This is a genomic window from Sphingomonas sp. BRN-1R (genome assembly GCF_057748035.1).
The window spans coordinates 2,056,152-2,072,345 of the sequence record NZ_CM173236.1 but is presented as its reverse complement, the minus strand read 5'-3'; the positions used below and the strand labels follow the sequence as shown (position 1 = coordinate 2,072,345).

Here is a 16,194-nt window from a genome sequence, read left to right as displayed (position 1 = left end):
GCCGGATCTCACTTGGCCTTGGCGTGCATGCCGCGCTTCTTCTCGCGCCTCGGCTTGGCGGGTGCGGGACTGCGGCGTGCGAACAGCAGGGCGGCGAACGTCGCGCCGATGCCAAGCGCCACCGCAGCGCCGAGGCGGAGGATCGTGGCACCGCCCGTTGCTGCCGGCGCAGTCTGCTTGGCGATGGCGGGCAGTTGCGGCTTGGCGACGTGCGGCGGTTCCACGATCGGATAAGGCGAACGATTGGCGGCGGGAACAGGCGGCTCGTGTGACATCGTAACTCCTTGGGTTTGCGAAAGCCGATAACGCTGGCCGGGCGGGATCGCTCCTCAGGCAGATCGGCCGACCGCGCTTGTAAACGCGGGAGCGGCATCCATATACCATCCATGTGGATGGTAAGGAAGTTGTGGTGACGGAAGATCGGGACCTGAAACCGAAGGGCGATAGCGAGAAAATCACGATCAACCTCGGCTATGTCGATCTCGGCCATGTCGATCTGCTCGTGCGCGACGGCTTCTATTCGAACCGCACCGACTTCATCCGCACCGCGATCCGCAACCAGCTCGAGCGACATCGTGATGCGACCGCCAAATCGGTCGTGCGCAAACAGCTCGATCTCGGCATCAGCCATTTCTCGCGCCAGCAGCTCGAAGCGGTGCGCGACGCGGACGAAGCGCTCGACATTCGCGTTCTCGGGCTGGCGACGATCGCGCCAGACGTCACGCCAGACCTCGCCCGCGCCGCGATCGCCTCGCTCACCGTGCTCGGCACGCTCCACGCCGGCGCGGCGGTGAAGGCCGCGCTCGCCGATCGTATTCGATGATGAAGGATAGCAAGATGACACCACAGGCGACGATGGCGGAGGCGCTGCGACTCACCCGCTCAGGCAAGGTGCTTGAGGCGACGGCGATGCTGCGCGGCGGGTTCGGCGCGGGCGCCACAATGCCCGATGCGGCGGCGCGGCCGGTAATCGATCTCAGCCCGCAAAGCGTCTCGTTCGGCGCTGGTCAGCCGGCCCCATCCGCCCCCTCACCCCGGTTCCAGGAGCACAGCTACCGCGGCGGCACGGGCACGATGCGCTACCGGCTGTATCGCCCGGAGCAGGCACGCGCGGGCATGCCGCTGGTGGTAATGCTGCACGGCTGCACGCAGTCGCCCGAGGATTTCGCGCGCGGCACCGGTATGAACCGGCTCGCCGACGAACTTGGCTTCCTCGTCGTTTATCCGCAGCAGAGCCAGCAGGCCAACCCGCAGAAATGCTGGAACTGGTTCAACCCCGGCGACCAGCGTCGCGACGCAGGCGAGCCCGCGATGATCGCCGGAATCACCCGTCACGTCATCGCCGAACATGCGATCGACCCGGCGCGCGTGTTCGTCGCCGGGCTTTCCGCCGGGGGAGCGGCGGCGGCGATCATGGCGGCGGCTTACCCTGAGCTGTATGCGGCAGTCGGCATCCACTCGGGGCTGGCGTGCGGGGCCGCGCGCGACCTGCCGAGCGCGCTCGCGGCGATGAAGCGCGGTGGCGGCGCTGGGAATGGGACGGCCACGTTCGTGCCGGTCATCACCTTCCACGGCGATCGCGACGCCACCGTCAACGCGGTCAACAGCCGCGACATCGTCGCATCCGCGTCCAGGGCGGCGGGCGTGCCGCTGGAGGTGCGGGCCGAAACCGGGCGGAGCAGGTCGGGACGCGCCTTCACTCGCCAGCTCAGCGTCGCGCCGAACGGTGCGGTGCTGATCGAACAATGGACGATCCAGGGCTTCGGCCACGCCTGGTCGGGCGGCGACCCGGCCGGTTCCTATGCCGATCCGAGCGGTCCCGAAGCGTCACGCGAGATGATGCGGTTCTTCCTCGCCGAACGCGCGGTCTAGCCGCGATCGGTGGAACGCGGGCGGCGTGTGCCGGGTTGTCGATGGATGACCGATCATAGGCAGGCCACGCGCAGATGACCGCATCGCATCCCCTCGCCGCGACGCGGCCGATGGAGGCGAAGCTGGTCGCATCTCTGCCGGACGAACCCGGCTGGCAGTTCGAGCCCAAGTGGGACGGCTTTCGCGCGATCGCATCTCGCCATGGCGACGCGATCGACATCCTGTCGAAGTCGGGCAAGTCGCTCGCCCGCTATTTCCCTGAGATCGTGGCGTTGCTCGCCGGCATCGCCGCGGAGCGCTTCGTGCTCGACGGCGAACTGATCCTGCCGGTGGAGGACACGCTCTCTTTCGATGCGTTGCAGGCGCGGCTGCATCCGGCGGAGAGCCGCATCCGTAAACTCTCTACCGAGACGCCCGCGCAACTCATGCTGTTCGACTGCCTCGCCCTCGATGGCGATGCGCTGATCGACCGGCCCCTCGCCGAACGCCGCCGCGCGCTGGCGCAATTTCATGCCGAGCACGGCTCCCCGGCGTTGTTGCTCAGCCCCGTGACCACCTCGCGCATGGCTGCGCAAGCGTGGCTGGAACAGACCGGCGGCGCGCTTGACGGTGTGATCGCCAAGCGGCTGGACGAGCCGTACCGCCCGGACGAGCGCGCCATGCTCAAGGTCAAGCAGCACCGCACGGCGGATTGCGTGGTCGGTGGCTTCCGTCGCGATAGCACGGGCGAACGGGTCGCGTCGCTGCTGCTCGGCCTGTATGACGATGCCGGCAAGCTCAACCACGTCGGCTTCACCTCCGCGCTCGCCGACGAAGACCGGCTCGCGCTCACCGAACGGCTCGAGGCGCTGATCGCCCCGCCCGGCTTCACCGGCAAGGCACCGGGCGGGCCGAGCCGCTGGACGCGCGGCAAGGAAAGCCCATGGTTTCCGCTTCGCCCCCAACTGGTGGTCGAAGTCCGCTTCGATCAGGTCAGCGGCGCACGCTTCCGCCACGGCACCGCGCTGCTGCGCTGGCGGCCCGACAAGGCTCCCGAGCAATGCCGGATGGAGCAACTCGACTTCGCGCTGCGCCCGTCGGAGCTCGCCGATCTTGCCCCGAGCGGACGGTAGGATTCCCGCGCGGCGCGTCGTCAAACGCGCGCGGCGCGGGAACCGCAGCCGCGCTCAACCGCTGAGGCCGTGTCTCATCAAGGAGTTACCATGAGCGACCGTCTGACCATGCAGGACCCCCGCCAGCAATATCCGCAGCCGCCCTTCCCGCGCCAGCCGCAGCCGGTGCCCGGCCTCGCCAGCAAGATGGAGCCGACGCCCGACCATGGCGAGACGAGCTACACCGGCTCGGGCAGGCTGAAAGGGCGCAAGGCGCTCGTCACCGGCGGCGACAGCGGCATCGGCCGCGCGGTCGCGATCGCCTATGCGCGCGAGGGCGCAGACGTGGCGATCGCCTATCTGCCCTCCGAACAGCCCGATGCGGACGAGGTCGTCAAGCTGATCGAGGCGGAGGGCCGCACCGCCGTCGCTCTGCCCGGCGACGTCACCGACGAGGCGTGGTGCCGCGATCTCGTCGCGCAGGCGGTCGACAAGCTCGGCGGGCTCGACATTCTCGTCATCAACGCCGGCCACCAGCAGAACCGGGAGGATATCTCCAAGGTCACGTCGAAGGACTTCGACACGACCATGAAGACCAACCTCTATGCGATGCACTGGATCGCGCAAGCCGCGGTGCCGCATCTGCCGGCGGGCGCGGCGGTCGTCACCACCGCGTCGATCCAGGCGTATGAGCCCTCGGCGATCCTCCTCGACTATGCCACCACCAAGGCCGGCATCGTCGCCTACACCAAGGCGCTCGCCAAGCAGTTGCTGGAAAAGGGCATCCGCGCCAACGTCGTCGCGCCGGGGCCGTTCTGGACCGCGCTGCAATCGTCGGGCGGGCAGCCGCCTGAGGCGGTCGAGAAGTTCGGTTCCGAAAGCCAGTATGGCCGCCCCGGCCAGCCGGTCGAGATCGCGCCGGTGTATGTGCTGCTCGCCAGCCAGGAAGGCAGCTTCATCAACGGCGAGGTCTATGGCGTGACCGGCGGCGCCGGCATCGCCTGATTCCCTTGCGACGGCGCGCACCCCGCGCGCCGTCGTCCCCTCTCCCGCCCGCTGACAGGACGATTTTTGACTTCATCTCCGCGGCAGCGATGCAGCGCCTTGCGTGATACCGACGGTTATCTCCCGCTCGAAGAATATGGCGCGCTCGGCGATGGGCGCGCGGTCGCGCTGAGCGGCGCGGATGGTTCGATCGACTGGTGGTGCGTGCCGAACATGGATACGGCGCCGTTGTTCGATCGCATCCTCTCCGCCGAGGATGGCGGCCGCTTCATCGTCGCGCCAGTCCTTCCCTTCACGGTCGAGCGGCAATACCGGCAGGACAGCAACGTGCTGGAGACGGTGTTCACGGTCGCCGGCGGCCGCGCGCGGCTGACCGAATCACTCAACAGCAGCGCCGCCGGTCGGTTGCCCTGGGCGGAACTGGCGCGGCGGATCGAGGGGCTGGAGGGTGAGGTCGCGTTCCGCATCGAGCTTCGGCTCGGCCGGCGCGCGGATACGGCGAGCCCCTATCTGATGCAGCTTGGGCCGCATGACGTGTTTCGCGTCGGCGGCGTGATGGGGTTGCTGCTGCATTCCGACACCGTGAAGATCGAGCAGGCCGGTGACGAGGCGATCCTCGCCACCGTGACGCTGCGCGCGGGCGAGCGCGCCACGGTTGCGATCGTCGCGGGCGAGGACGAGCCGCTGGTGGTTCCGGCAATCGCCGATATCGACCGGCGGATCGACACCTCCGACGCGGCGTGGCGCGACTGGGCGTCGCTGCTCACGCTCGACGACGCTGGCCGCGACACCGTGGTGCGCAGCGCGCTCGCGCTCAAGCTGCTGCTCTATTCGCCGACCGGCGCGATCGCGGCGGCGGCCACCAGCAGCCTGCCCGAACGGATCGGCGGCATCAAGAACTGGGATTATCGCTACGCCTGGATCCGCGATGCAGGGTATTCGATCAAGGCGTTCCTGCGCATCGGCGCGTTTCCTGAGGCAAAGGCCGGGTTGACGTGGCTGCTCCACCGGCTCGGCAGCGGCGTGCCGCGCGTGTGCTACACGCTGGACGGTGAGCCGGTGCCCGCGCCCGAGCGGGTCGACCTGCCCGGTTATCGCGGCTCGGCCCCGGTGGTGATCGGCAATCTGGCGGGCGCGCAACACCAGCACGGCATTTATGGCGACATTTTCGAGACGGCGGGCTGCTTCGTCGCTGCGGGCCATCTGCTCGATCCGGTCAGCGCGGAAACGCTGTCGCACCTTGCCGACGAATGCGCCGATCGCTGGCGGTTGCGCGACGCCGGCATCTGGGAACTGCCCGATCCGCAGCATTATACCATGTCCAAGATCAGTTGCTGGCAGGCGTTGCAGCGCGCGGTGGAACTGGTCGATGCGGGGCAATTACCCACCACCTGCCGCGAACGCTGGCTGCGCGAGCGCGACCGGATCGCCGCATGGATCGGCGAACATGGCTGGTGCGAGGCACGCGGCGCGTACCTGCTCCACCCGGGCAGCGATCGGCTCGACGCGAGCATCGCGCTCGCCGCACGCTTCCGCTTCGACGGCGCCGACCGGCTGCTGCGGACGCTCGACGCGATCGACGCGGAGCTTGGCCATGGCGCATTCCACTACCGTTTTTCGGGCGCAGCCGAACAGGAGGGCTGTTTCCTCGCCTGCACCTTCTGGATGGCGGAGGCGCGCGCGACGCTGGGCCAGCACGACCGGGCAGCGGAAATGCTCGCACGCGCGCTGACCGCGCTCGACGCCAACGGCTGCGGCACCTATCCCGAGATGATCGACGCGGACAGCGGCGCGTACCTCGGCAACCTGCCGCAAGGGCTGACCCACCTCGCGATCATCGACGCGATCGCAACGCTCAACGACGAGACCGCGCGTGCTGCTGAGCTTTAGAAGGCCATCGCCAGCCGTTCGAGCATCGACCGCGCCGGGCTTTGCGCCACCGGTCCGCCTGCTTGCGCCTCGTCGAGCAAACCGACGCGGCGGTACAGTTCGGCGCTCGACGCGATCAGCGTCTGTGCGCGCAGCGGCAGATCGGCCACGGCCGTGGCCTCGCTGATCGGTGCTGGCCCGAGCCGTCGTGAGGGATCGAGCGCATCGCGCGGCGCCATCTCGCCCGCCCCGACCGCACGCTGGGTGAGCAGCCAAGCGATGACATGCATGAGCCGCGTCGTCACTTTCAGCGATTCGCAACTGAACGCCACCCGCGCGAGCGGCGGCAGCGACTCGCGGTCGGCGCGGCCGCCTTCGTCGAAATAGCTGCGCGCCTCGTCCGCCAACACCATCGCATCGACGTACAGAACGTCGATCAGGCGGCGGTGAATCCGCGATTCGGTCGGCATTCCCCTCATGGCAATATCATGACACACGCCGCCGCCAGCGAGAATCGGATTCGCCCCGCCCGCCCGCGCGCAACCGTCCCAAAGCGGATCGCTTTGCCGCTCATGCGATGATATCGGGGATCAGTTGATCCTCGAGCATCGCGATCTCGTCACGCAGCCGCAGTTTGCGTTTCTTGAGGCGCGCGAGCTGCATCTGATCGGGCGTGCCCGCACTGACGAGCGCGAAGATCGCGGCGTCGAGATCGCGATGCTCGATCTTCAGCATTTCCAGCCGCTTGGCGATCTGCGCTCCGTCCATCCGTCCCCCGCTAATCCGCTTGGTCTAGCAAATTGCGGGGACGACGCGAGCGGCAAAACACCGGTCGTCGCGAATTATCGCTCAACGCGTCGAATCAGGTACGGCTGGGTGCAGACTTTTTCATGGCGTCGTGCTTTGTTGGCTTCCCCGCCACAAATGGGAAAGGAAACATTCTCAATGCAGCACGCGCACTACACGGCCCTTGAGGCCAAGCACGCCGTCCTCGAAGAGAAGATCAACGCCGAGTCGCATCGGCCCGCGCCTGATAGCGCATTGTTGGCCGCGCTCAAGAAGCAAAAGCTTCGCGTTAAGGAAGAGATGACGATTCTTTAGCGTTTGGCGCGCCCGGGCAGCATCCGCTGTCCGGGCGATTGTCCTTGGGCTAACCGCGCGGCGTGTATTTGGCCGGCGTCACGACTTTCGGTTTCGCACCGGTTCCGACCGGCTTGCGCGCGAGCAGCGGATCGATCTGGCGGTCGAAGGCGATGCCGACCCGCCCCGCCGCCGACCAGGCGACGCGACCCTGCACGATCCCGACACCCCGCAGATCGCATTCGACCGCGGTATCTTCCTCCAGTCCCTGCCGATACTCCGCCATCATGCCACCCGCCGACAGATTGCGCACGCGCACCGTCGTCACGGTCGTACCGACGCGCAGTTCGGACATGAGGAAAAGGCTGTCGCGCGCAGTCTCGCGATCGGACGCATCGCTGTCGTCCGCTGCGCTGCGTAGGGGATCGTTGGAGAACTGGTCCATCGCTGTCGCCGAAAAGGAATGCCCGGCGCTCGCGATAGCGGCGTAATGGTATCGAACTGCTTAATTGCTTAAGCCGATCTTCAATCCTCGCGCGACACTTTCTCGTGGCGCTCGTGGCGTTCCTGCGCCTCGACCGTCATGGTCGCGATCGGCCGAGCCTCGAGCCGGCCGAGCGAGATCGGTTCGCCCGACACTTCGCAATAGCCATATTCGCCTTCCTCGATCCGGCGCAGGGCCGCATCGATCTTGGAGATCAGCTTGCGCTGCCGGTCGCGCGTGCGCAGCTCGATCGACCAGTCGGTCTCGCTCGATGCACGGTCGGTCAGATCCGCCTCGCGCAGCGAATCGATCTGAAGCTGCGAGAGCGTGCCCGCCGATTCGCGCAGGATCGCCTCCTTCCACGCCAGCAGCTTGTCCCGGAAATAGGCCTGCTGGCGAGGGTTCATGAAGGGCTCGTCGGCGCTCGGCCGATAGCCGTCACCGTCACCAACGCTCGCTGGAGGAGCTTCGAACTTCGCGGTTTCATCTACTCGATTCAAGACCAGTCGCCATCCAATCGCTGCCAGTCGTGCGGCGCGTCTAGCGCTCTCGTTTACGCCCGGCCTATCCCGTGATGGCGGGCCTATAGCCATGCCTTCCGCACACCACAAGCAACCCCAGGCGTGCCGTGCATGCGACGGTGCGAGAAATACACCGGCCTCCGCCGTTAACTCAACCGGCGCGCAACCGGTCAATTTACCATCAAGCTGTACCGTCCCGATACGTTAACCATATTTCGCGGCCCCGAACGCTGTGGAATCTGCCGTTATGCCGCAGTAACTGGGTTAACGCGCTTGAACTTAACTGTTTGTTCGGCACTTTGAGCAAAGAGCGGCTGACCCGCGGTATTGTACAGATCCGGCAGCTGAACCTGTCGGCAACGAAAGAGCTAGATCATGTCGGTGCGGATGGCCTTGGCTAAACTGTGTGCCTGCGCATGTGGCGGCGCGATCGTCGGCGGAGGTGCCGTTCACGTCGCCGAAGCATCGAAGACGCGGCACGCTTATGTTCAGAAGACGAAGCGCGTCGTCCGTCGGACAGTGACTCATCCCGCCGGCCGGGTTCGCCGCATCGTGACGCAGACCCGTGCCGTCTGCCCGCCGGCCGTCGTCACCATGACGAGCCAGGGCGCACCGATCCCGCTGCCTCCGGCCGACGTGCCGGCGATGGGCGGCGGCGGTGGCAGCGGCGGACTGGCCGTGATCGGCGGCGGCTTCGGCGGCTTTGGCGGCGGCTTTTCGGGCGGCGGTTTCTTCGGCGGCGGTGGCGGCAGCTCGGGCGGCGCGATCGTGATCTCCTCGACGTCGAGCGGCGGGTCGACCTCGACCAGTGGCGGCTCGACCTCCACGGGCGGATCTTCGACCGGCGGCTCGTCCACGGGCGGCTCGTCGACCTCGACCGGCGGATCTTCGACGGGTGGATCTTCCACATCGACCGGCGGTTCCTCGACGTCGACCGGTGGTTCCTCCACCTCGACGGGCGGTTCGTCCACGTCGACCGGCGGCTCGTCCACATCGACCAGCACGGGCGGCTCCTCGACCTCGACCAGCACCGGCGGATCGTCGTCGTCGACCTCGGGCTCCACGTCGACCTCGACCTCGGGTTCCACCTCGACATCCGGGTCGACCTCGACATCGAGTGCTTCGAGCGGGTCGAGCAGCTATGCGTCCAGCAGCCACGGCTTCCCATCGAGCAACGGCGGGCATGGCGGCTGGGGCGGTCACGGTGGTGGCGGCTGGCACGGCGGTGGCGGCGATCACGGCGGTCACCCTGCCCCGGTGCCCGCCCCGCCGATGGTGCTGCTGTTCGGCGCGGCGGCGGCGGCGCTGGTCGCGCGCAAGCGCTTCGCCAAGAAGCCTGCCACCGAAGCCTGATCCGGTACAAACAATCGAAAAAGCCCGCCGCGATCGGCATCGCGGCGGGCGTTTCCGTCGTCGTAGGTTCAGGCGGCCTTGATCGCCGCCTCGATGTCCGGGATCGGGTGGCCGGTCAGATCCTTGCCGATCTCACCCTTCAGCCGCGACGTCACTTCCGCATGATAGTGCGGCCGCAACGCGCCGAGCGTGCGCGGCGGCGCGACGATGATGAGCGATTCGAAGTCGTTGGAGAGCGCCTTGTCACGCAGCATCAACGCAGCGTCGGCGGCGAAGCGTTCCTCCGCCTGCTTGTGAAAATCGGGCTCGTCCATTGTGGCCTGCCCGGCCATCGGGCCGCTCGGCGCCTTGCCGGCGGGGCCGGTCTTCTGATCCTGATCGCTTGCATCCGCCTGTTCGCGCGCCTGTTCCACGACGAGATTGGGGTACGCGTCGTCGCCCTCGTTGCGCAGCCACAGCAGCTTGCGCCCGTCGAGCACGAGTACCGCGGCATCATGGGGGATATGCATGGTCGCTCTCCGTCTGGTTAGGGATGGTCAACGCATGCGGCGCGCGGTGGGTTGCGCGCGGATCAGCGGCTCGCCATAGCCTGCCGCTTATGCACGACATTCGCCTGATCCGCGACGATCCCGCCGCCTTCGACGCCGCCCTCGCCCGCCGCGGCCTGCCGCCGGCATCGGCCGACCTGCTCGCGCTCGACGAGAAGCGCCGCGCGCTCATCACCGAAGCGCAAACGGTGCAGGCGCGCCGCAACGAAGCGTCCAAGGCGATCGGCGCGGCGAAAGCGCGGCGCGACGACCCGACTGATCTGCTCGCCGAGGTTGCCGCGCTGAAGGAGCGGATGCCGGCGATCGCGGCTGAGGAGAAAACCGCGAACGAAGTGCTCACCGCCACACTTGCCGCAATTCCCAACCTGCCGCTCGCCGACGTGCCGTTCGGCCGCGACGAGGACGACAATGCGCTGGTCGCGACGCACGGCGTCCAGCCGGAGTTCGCGTTCACGCCCAAGGAGCATGACGCGATCGGCCCCGCGCTGGGGCTGGATTTCGAAACCGGCGCGGCGATGTCCGGCGCACGCTTCACGCTGGTGCGCGGCGCGGCGGCGCGGCTACATCGCGCGCTCGGCCAGTTCATGCTCGACACGCTGGCGGGCGAGCATGGCTATGAGGAAGTCGCGCCACCGCTGATGGTGCGCGACGAAGCGCTGTTCGGCACGGGCCAGTTGCCGAAGTTCGCCGAGGATCTGTTCAGGACCACCGACGGCCGCTGGCTGATCCCGACCGCCGAGGTGAGCCTCACCAACATCGTCGCCAATAAGATCCTCGCCGAAGCCGAGTTGCCGTTGCGCTTCACCGCGCTGACCGCGTGCTTCCGCTCCGAGGCGGGTGCGGCCGGTCGCGACACGCGTGGTTTCATCCGCCAGCACCAGTTCGAGAAGGTCGAGATGGTCTCGATCGTCGCGCCGGAGAAATCCGAAGACGAGCATGAGCGGATGACCGCCTGCGCCGAGGGCATTCTCACCGCGCTCGGTCTGTCGTTCCGCCGCATGAAATTGTGCACCGGCGACATGGGCTTCACCGCCGCGCGGACGTTCGACCTTGAAGTGTGGTTGCCGGGGCAATCGCGCTACCGCGAGATCTCAAGCTGCTCGACCTGCGCCGATTTCCAGGCACGTCGCATGAACGCGCGCTATCGGCCCGCCGACGAGAAGGGCACGCGTTTCGTGCACACGCTCAACGGCTCCGGGCTGGCGGTCGGCCGCACGCTGGTCGCGGTGCTGGAGAATTATCAGCAGGAGGACGGTTCGGTCGCGGTGCCGGAGGTTCTGAAGCCGTATCTCAAGGGCCTCGACCGGCTGGAGCCGAAGTGACCTCGCCCGGTACGGCGAGGGCCTGATGCGCATTCTCCTTTCCAACGATGACGGCATTCACGCGCCCGGCCTCGCAGTGCTCGAGACACTCGCGCGAACGCTGTCCGACGATGTCACGGTCGTCGCGCCGATCACCGAGCAATCGGGCAAGGGCCGCTCGCTCACGCTGACCGAGCCGGTGCGGCTCCGCCAGTTTGGGGAGAAGCGCTGGGCCGTCACCGGCACGCCGACCGACGCGGTGATGATCGCACTCGCCGAGGTGATGAAGGACGCAAAGCCCGACCTCATCCTCTCCGGCGTCAATCGCGGCGCGAACCTCGGCGAGGACGTCAGCTATTCGGGCACGGTCGCCGCCGCGATGGAAGGTGCGCACGCCGGCATCCGCTCGATCGCGCTCAGCCAGCGCTATGCCGGGCGCGGCATGGGTGACGCGGTGACGTTCGAGGCGGCCGAGGCGTGGGGCGAGCGCGTGCTGCGCACGTTGATCGACACGCCTGCGGTGCCGGGCATGCTCATCAACGTCAATTTTCCGCCGGTTGCCGCCGACGCGGTGCAGGGCGTGCGCGTCGTCTCGCAGGGTTTGCGCGATTATGGGCGGCTGCAACTCGACCGGCGCACCGATCCGCGCGGCTACGACTATTATTGGCTGCTGCTCGGACAGGTGCCGCACACCCCGGCGGCGGCGACCGATCTCGAGGCGATCGAGCAGGGCTACATCACCGTCACGCCGCTGCATCTCGACCTGACACATCGCCCGTCGCTCGTTATGCTTAGCGAAAAGTTCCTATAAGGGTGGGTAATGGGGGTTTTTCGAGGTCTTGCCGCGCGCAACATGGTGCCACTGGTCGTTCTGGTGCCGGCGCTGGCCGCATGCATTCCGCAAGTCGGCGGGCCTGATCCCGACACCTCACGCTACCGCCCCCGCCAGCAGGCACCGAGCCGCCGCGACGCACCGCCGCCGCCCTATCCCGCGCGCGACGAACCACGCTACGAGCCGCACCGCATCGACGAGGGCGTCGCCGCCCTCCCCGCGCCGCCGCCGGCGTGGCAGGCGCGCCCTGTCGCCGCCGATGGGCGGCGGATCGACGCGACCAGCTACGTCGTGCGGCCGGGAGATACGCTGCGCGCGGTAGGTGATAAGACCGGCGCGGGTTCGGAGGCGATCGCACGCGCCAACGGGCTGACCGCGCCGTTCGTGATCCGCGCCGGGCAGCGGCTGAGCATCCCCGCCGGCCGCTATCATCTGGTCCGCTCGGGCGAGACGGGCATCGCCATCGCGCGCGCCTACGGCGTCGACTGGTCGCGCATCGTCACCGCCAACGGTTTGAGCGAACCCTATACGCTGCGCGTCGGCATGCGTGTGCTGATCCCGGATGCAGCGCCGGGCGTGAGCAGCGCGGCCGAACGTGCCGCCGCCTTCCGCCTCGACGTCGACGATATCGTCACCGGCAGCGAGCCGGCGCTCGCGAGCAACCAGCGCCCCGCGCGCCCGTCCAGCTCGCCGCGCCGTGTGCTCGGTTCGACCGAGGCGGTCGCCTCCCCCGGACGGTTGCGCGGTGCGTTCGGCTGGCCCGTGCAGATGCACGGCCGCATCGTCGCCCGCTTCGGCCCGAGCGGCGCCAGCGGCGAGCGGTTCAACGGCATCAAGATCGCGGTGCCGACCGGCACGCCCGTCCTCGCCGCTGCGGACGGTGTGGTCGCTTATGCGGGCAGCGAGGTGCCGACGCTGGGCGGGCTCGTCATCATCAAGCATGGCGACGGCTGGACGACGGTCTATGGTCATGCCAGCCAGTTGCTCGTCCAGCGTGGCCAGTCCGTCAAACGCGGGCAGACGATCGCGCTCTCGGGCGACTCGGGCCTTGCCGATCGGCCCGAGCTGCACTTCGAGATGCGCAAGGGCCGCGCGCCGGTCGATCCGATGGCGCAACTCCCGCCATTATAATCGAAGGGTCAGCCCAGCAGCGAGAACGCGCCGTAATTGCCCTGGAAGAACAGGAGCGGCGCGCCGGGCTCCTCCACCTCCAGCGCCACGACGCGGCCAAGCACGATGAAGTGATCGCCCGCCTCGTGCACGGCGTCGAGGTTGCAGTCGATCCACGCGACCACGCCGTCGAGGATCGGCGAGCCGTTTGCCGAATGGCGGTGCGACACGCCGGCGAATTTGTCGGCGCCGCGTTTGGCGAACTGGCGGCACAGCGCCTCCTGATCGGCCGCCAGCACGTTGACGCAGAATTTCCCGACGGCGGCGATGCGCGGCCAGCTCGACGAGCCGCGATCGGGAAAGAACGCGACCAAAGGCGGTTCGAGCGACACCGACGTGAACGAGCCTACCACCATCCCGGTCGGCGCCCCGTCCGCCTCGACTGCGGTCACGACGCAGACGCCGGTCGGATAGTGACCGAGCACCCGGCGGAAGGTGGCGTTATCGAAACTCGTGCTCACCGCGTCGACTCCCTGGCTGCGTGCGGTCCCGCATGCGCATGCTGCTTGCGCCGATCAATCCCTTTCGCAGAGCCGGGGCGGATATCGTTGCGATCACGGCACCAATTCGCATCGCGGAGCGTTGGCGCCAGCGAACATGATTAAAGTCGCCAGCTACAACATGCACAAGGGCGTCGGGCTCGACCGGCAGCGCGACCCGCGCCGTATCCTCGACGTGCTGTGTGAGATCGATGCGGACATCATCGCGCTTCAGGAGTGCGATCGCCGCTACGGCACGAAGACGCGCGTCATCCCGCAACATCTGCTCGAGGAGCATGGCGGCTGGCAGGCGGTGCCGTTCGGTCGCAACACCGCGAGCATGGGCTGGCATGGCAATGCGATCCTCGTCCGCAAGACCGCGCAGGTGCTGGATCACGAAACGATCCACCTCCCCGCGCTGGAACCGCGCGGCGCGGTCTCGGCCGATCTGCGCGTCGGCGATCAGGCGATCCGCGTGGTGGGCATGCATCTGGACCTGTCGGGGCTGTGGCGCAGGCGGCAGGCGCACACCATCATCGCGCACGTCGAATCGAGCACGCGCAAGATGCCGGCAGTGCTGATGGGCGATCTCAACGAATGGACGCCGAACGGCGGTTGCCTGCGCGATTTCTGCGCGCGCTATCCCAGTGCGCCGACCGGCCCCAGCTTCCACGCGCGCCGCCCGATCGGGCGGCTGGACCGGATCATGGCATCGCGCGATCTGCATGTGGTGGAATGCGGCGTGCATTGCAGCGCGACCGCGCGGCGCGCCTCGGACCATCTGCCGATCTGGGCGGTGCTGGAGCCGGCCTGACCGCACGCCACTGGCAATGGCCGGCAAAGCGGTCTAATCGTTACGGCCATGCAGTTCCTCAAGACCTTGTTCTGGTGCCTCCTCGCGTTCGTCGCGGCGATGTTCACGCGCAACAACTGGACGACGGTGCCGGTCAACCTGTGGGGGGGGCTGATCGCGGAGATCAACCTGCCGCTGCTGCTGCTCATCACCTTCCTGTGCGGGCTGCTGCCGATGTTCGCCTTCCACCATGCCGCGCGCTGGCGGCTACGCAGCCGGCTCGCCACGTCCGAGCGCACGATCGCGACGCTGCGCGAGGTGATCGCCCCTGCGCCGGTGATCGCGACGCCGGTGCTTACCGAGAGCGTGCCGGTCGCGATCCACGCCGAAGCGCCGGAGACGCGCCCGTGACCAACCGCATTTTCGTCGCGCTCGACACCCCCGACATGGCGCGCGCCAAGGGCATCGCGCAGCGCGTGCGCCACCATGTCGGCGGCATCAAGCTCGGGCTTGAGTTCTTCATGGCGAACGGCCGCCACGGCGTGATGGAGATGCACGATCTCGGCCTGCCGATCTTCCTCGATCTCAAGCTGCACGACATTCCCAACACTGTCGCCAAGGCGATCCAGGCGCTGCGCGGGCTCGATCCGGCGATCCTGACCGTGCATGCGGCGGGCGGTCGCGCGATGCTGGAGGATGCCAAGGCGGCCGCCCCGCTCGGCACCAAGGTCGTCGCGGTGACGACGCTGACCAGCCTCGACGCGGGCGATCTGCGCTCGATCGGCTGCCCGGATGCCCCCGCCAAGCAGGTGCTGCGGCTGACCGAACTGGCGTGCGAGGCAGGCGTGGACGGCGTGGTCTGCTCGGGCGAGGAGGTCGCGGCGGCGCACAAGCTGTGGCCGAAGGGTTTCTTCGTCGTTCCCGGCGTGCGCCCAGCCAACGGCGAGGTCGGCGACCAGAAGCGCGTCGTCACCCCGCGCGCCGCGCTCGATGCGGGCGCGTCGATCCTGGTGATCGGCCGACCGATCACCGCGGCGAGCGACCCCGATGCGGCGGCCCGGGCGATCGGCGCAACACTCTGACGCGCCGGCCAAGATGCAGCAAAGCTGCATCGCGGCTCAAGGCGCGTCCGGCCGGCGCCGCCACAGCGGCGACCGACGGCGCGGGCTTTGCCCGCGACGCGCGCCGGCACACAGATCACCCGGGCGCTCCCGGTCGAACACCCACACGTTCAATAAACCAACAACAGGCCGCACCGCATGATCCGCCCCGCCACCTCCGCCGATCTGCCCGGCCTGCATCCGGTGATCGAACGCGCCTATCGCGGCAATGAAGCGCGCGCCGGCTGGACGCATGAGGCCGACCTGCTCGACGGGACGCGGACCGATCTCGACGCGCTCGCCGCGATCCTCGCCGATCCGACGACGCGACTGCTCGTCGCGCTGGATGGCGATGTGCCGATCGGCTGCGTTCAGGTCAGCGATCACGGCGGCGGCACTGCTTATCTCGGCCTGTTGTGCATCGAGCCGCGCTTGCAGGCGGCCGGGCTTGGCCGGCGCCTGATCGCCGCTGCGGAGGACTATGCGCGCGACACATATGCCGCGCACACGATCGAGATGACGGTGATCGAGAAGCGCGCCGAACTGATCGCCTATTACGAGCGGCGCGGCTATGTCCGCACCGGCGAACGGCGCGACTTCCCGATTGCGGTCGAGCCGCCGCTGTTCATGACGGTGCTGGCGAAGGCGCTCTGAACGCGCGCGCCGGGATGGACAGCGCCGCCCAACTCGGCGAAG

The 16,194-nt window shown here is 68.1% G+C and carries 21 protein-coding genes; 13 read left to right on the top strand and 8 right to left on the bottom strand.

The genetic code is table 11. From position 1 onward, the window contains the following. Nucleotides 1–8: 8 nt before the first annotated feature. On the bottom strand, nt 9–275 hold the full coding sequence (locus AC3ANX_RS09585; protein ID WP_488336769.1) for a hypothetical protein: 267 nt from the start codon (nt 273–275) through the stop codon (nt 9–11). Nucleotides 276–409: 134 nt separating this feature from the next. Between AC3ANX_RS09585 and AC3ANX_RS09580 the strand changes: the two genes are divergently transcribed. The 5 genes from AC3ANX_RS09580 (at nt 410) to AC3ANX_RS09560 (ending at nt 5,858) form a co-directional block, all read left to right on the top strand. Then, nucleotides 410–823, top strand: coding sequence for a hypothetical protein (locus tag AC3ANX_RS09580; protein ID WP_488336768.1), 414 nt, complete (start codon nt 410–412; stop codon nt 821–823). Between the two features lie 14 nt (nt 824–837). Next, a complete protein-coding gene (locus tag AC3ANX_RS09575) occupies nt 838–1,872 on the top strand; it encodes an extracellular catalytic domain type 1 short-chain-length polyhydroxyalkanoate depolymerase (protein WP_488336767.1) in 1,035 nt (344 codons plus the stop codon). Nucleotides 1,873–1,946: 74 nt separating this feature from the next. Next, nucleotides 1,947–2,984 carry an ATP-dependent DNA ligase gene (locus AC3ANX_RS09570; protein ID WP_488336766.1) on the top strand — a complete coding sequence of 346 codons (1,038 nt, stop codon included), beginning with the start codon at nt 1,947–1,949 and terminating at the stop codon, nt 2,982–2,984. Nucleotides 2,985–3,074: 90 nt separating this feature from the next. Beyond that, a complete protein-coding gene (locus tag AC3ANX_RS09565; protein ID WP_488336765.1) occupies nt 3,075–3,968 on the top strand; it encodes an SDR family oxidoreductase in 894 nt (297 codons plus the stop codon). 99 nt (nt 3,969–4,067) lie between these two features. After that, nucleotides 4,068–5,858 (top strand): glycoside hydrolase family 15 protein, encoded by a 1,791-nt coding sequence (locus tag AC3ANX_RS09560; RefSeq protein WP_488336764.1) that lies wholly within the window; start codon nt 4,068–4,070, stop codon nt 5,856–5,858. Here AC3ANX_RS09560 and AC3ANX_RS09555 read toward each other — a convergent pair. Together AC3ANX_RS09555 and AC3ANX_RS09550 are read right to left on the bottom strand one after the other, a co-directional pair. Then, nucleotides 5,855–6,316 carry a DUF1465 family protein gene (locus AC3ANX_RS09555; RefSeq protein ID WP_488336763.1) on the bottom strand — a complete coding sequence of 154 codons (462 nt, stop codon included), beginning with the start codon at nt 6,314–6,316 and terminating at the stop codon, nt 5,855–5,857. The genes AC3ANX_RS09560 and AC3ANX_RS09555 overlap by 4 nt on opposite strands. 91 nt (nt 6,317–6,407) lie before the next feature. Beyond that, on the bottom strand, nt 6,408–6,605 hold the full coding sequence (locus AC3ANX_RS09550) for a YdcH family protein (protein WP_488336762.1): 198 nt from the start codon (nt 6,603–6,605) through the stop codon (nt 6,408–6,410). Between the two features lie 177 nt (nt 6,606–6,782). Here AC3ANX_RS09550 and AC3ANX_RS09545 point away from each other — a divergent pair, with 177 nt between their 5' ends. Continuing rightward, the gene (locus tag AC3ANX_RS09545; RefSeq protein ID WP_488336761.1) at nt 6,783–6,938 is read left to right on the top strand and encodes a YdcH family protein; all 156 of its coding nucleotides are present in this window, start codon (nt 6,783–6,785) and stop codon (nt 6,936–6,938) included. Between the two features lie 49 nt (nt 6,939–6,987). On the opposite strand, the gene AC3ANX_RS09540 is transcribed toward AC3ANX_RS09545, so the two are convergent. From AC3ANX_RS09540 to AC3ANX_RS09525, 4 genes are all read right to left on the bottom strand, one after another. Then, nucleotides 6,988–7,362, bottom strand: coding sequence for a PilZ domain-containing protein (locus AC3ANX_RS09540; protein WP_488336760.1), 375 nt, complete (start codon nt 7,360–7,362; stop codon nt 6,988–6,990). Between the two features lie 80 nt (nt 7,363–7,442). Further along, nucleotides 7,443–7,808, bottom strand: coding sequence for an RNA polymerase-binding protein DksA (gene dksA, locus AC3ANX_RS09535; RefSeq protein WP_488336759.1), 366 nt, complete (start codon nt 7,806–7,808; stop codon nt 7,443–7,445). A gap of 638 nt (nt 7,809–8,446) precedes the next feature. Then, on the bottom strand, nt 8,447–9,010 hold the full coding sequence (locus AC3ANX_RS09530) for a hypothetical protein (RefSeq protein WP_488336758.1): 564 nt from the start codon (nt 9,008–9,010) through the stop codon (nt 8,447–8,449). Nucleotides 9,011–9,343: 333 nt separating this feature from the next. Then, nucleotides 9,344–9,784, bottom strand: a complete 441-nt coding sequence (locus tag AC3ANX_RS09525) for a host attachment family protein (RefSeq protein WP_488336757.1) — start codon at nt 9,782–9,784, stop codon at nt 9,344–9,346. An 89-nt stretch (nt 9,785–9,873) separates the two neighbouring features. Between AC3ANX_RS09525 and serS the strand changes: the two genes are divergently transcribed. From serS to AC3ANX_RS09510, 3 genes are read left to right on the top strand one after another with little or no spacing between them, the layout of a single operon-like run. Further along, nucleotides 9,874–11,145, top strand: a complete 1,272-nt coding sequence (gene serS, locus AC3ANX_RS09520; RefSeq protein WP_488336756.1) for a serine--tRNA ligase — start codon at nt 9,874–9,876, stop codon at nt 11,143–11,145. A 25-nt stretch (nt 11,146–11,170) separates the two neighbouring features. Next, a complete protein-coding gene (gene surE, locus AC3ANX_RS09515; RefSeq protein WP_488336755.1) occupies nt 11,171–11,935 on the top strand; it encodes a 5'/3'-nucleotidase SurE in 765 nt (254 codons plus the stop codon). A 9-nt stretch (nt 11,936–11,944) separates the two neighbouring features. Continuing rightward, complete coding sequence (locus AC3ANX_RS09510; protein WP_488336754.1) at nt 11,945–13,087, top strand: peptidoglycan DD-metalloendopeptidase family protein; 1,143 nt, start codon at nt 11,945–11,947, stop codon at nt 13,085–13,087. Nucleotides 13,088–13,095: 8 nt separating this feature from the next. Here the strand turns inward: AC3ANX_RS09510 and AC3ANX_RS09505 are convergent, their stop codons facing one another. Beyond that, complete coding sequence (locus AC3ANX_RS09505; RefSeq protein WP_488336753.1) at nt 13,096–13,587, bottom strand: flavin reductase family protein; 492 nt, start codon at nt 13,585–13,587, stop codon at nt 13,096–13,098. A gap of 136 nt (nt 13,588–13,723) precedes the next feature. Between AC3ANX_RS09505 and AC3ANX_RS09500 the strand changes: the two genes are divergently transcribed. From AC3ANX_RS09500 to AC3ANX_RS09485, 4 genes are all read left to right on the top strand, one after another. Beyond that, complete coding sequence (locus AC3ANX_RS09500) at nt 13,724–14,419, top strand: endonuclease/exonuclease/phosphatase family protein (protein ID WP_488336752.1); 696 nt, start codon at nt 13,724–13,726, stop codon at nt 14,417–14,419. A 48-nt stretch (nt 14,420–14,467) separates the two neighbouring features. Beyond that, the gene (locus AC3ANX_RS09495) at nt 14,468–14,809 is read left to right on the top strand and encodes a lipopolysaccharide assembly protein LapA domain-containing protein (RefSeq protein WP_488336751.1); all 342 of its coding nucleotides are present in this window, start codon (nt 14,468–14,470) and stop codon (nt 14,807–14,809) included. Then, nucleotides 14,806–15,480, top strand: coding sequence for an orotidine-5'-phosphate decarboxylase (gene pyrF / locus AC3ANX_RS09490; RefSeq protein ID WP_488336750.1), 675 nt, complete (start codon nt 14,806–14,808; stop codon nt 15,478–15,480). Before AC3ANX_RS09495 ends, pyrF begins: the two co-directional genes overlap by 4 nt. Before the next feature lie 177 nt (nt 15,481–15,657). Further along, nucleotides 15,658–16,152 carry a GNAT family N-acetyltransferase gene (locus AC3ANX_RS09485; protein WP_488336749.1) on the top strand — a complete coding sequence of 165 codons (495 nt, stop codon included), beginning with the start codon at nt 15,658–15,660 and terminating at the stop codon, nt 16,150–16,152. Nucleotides 16,153–16,194: the final 42 nt, after the last annotated feature.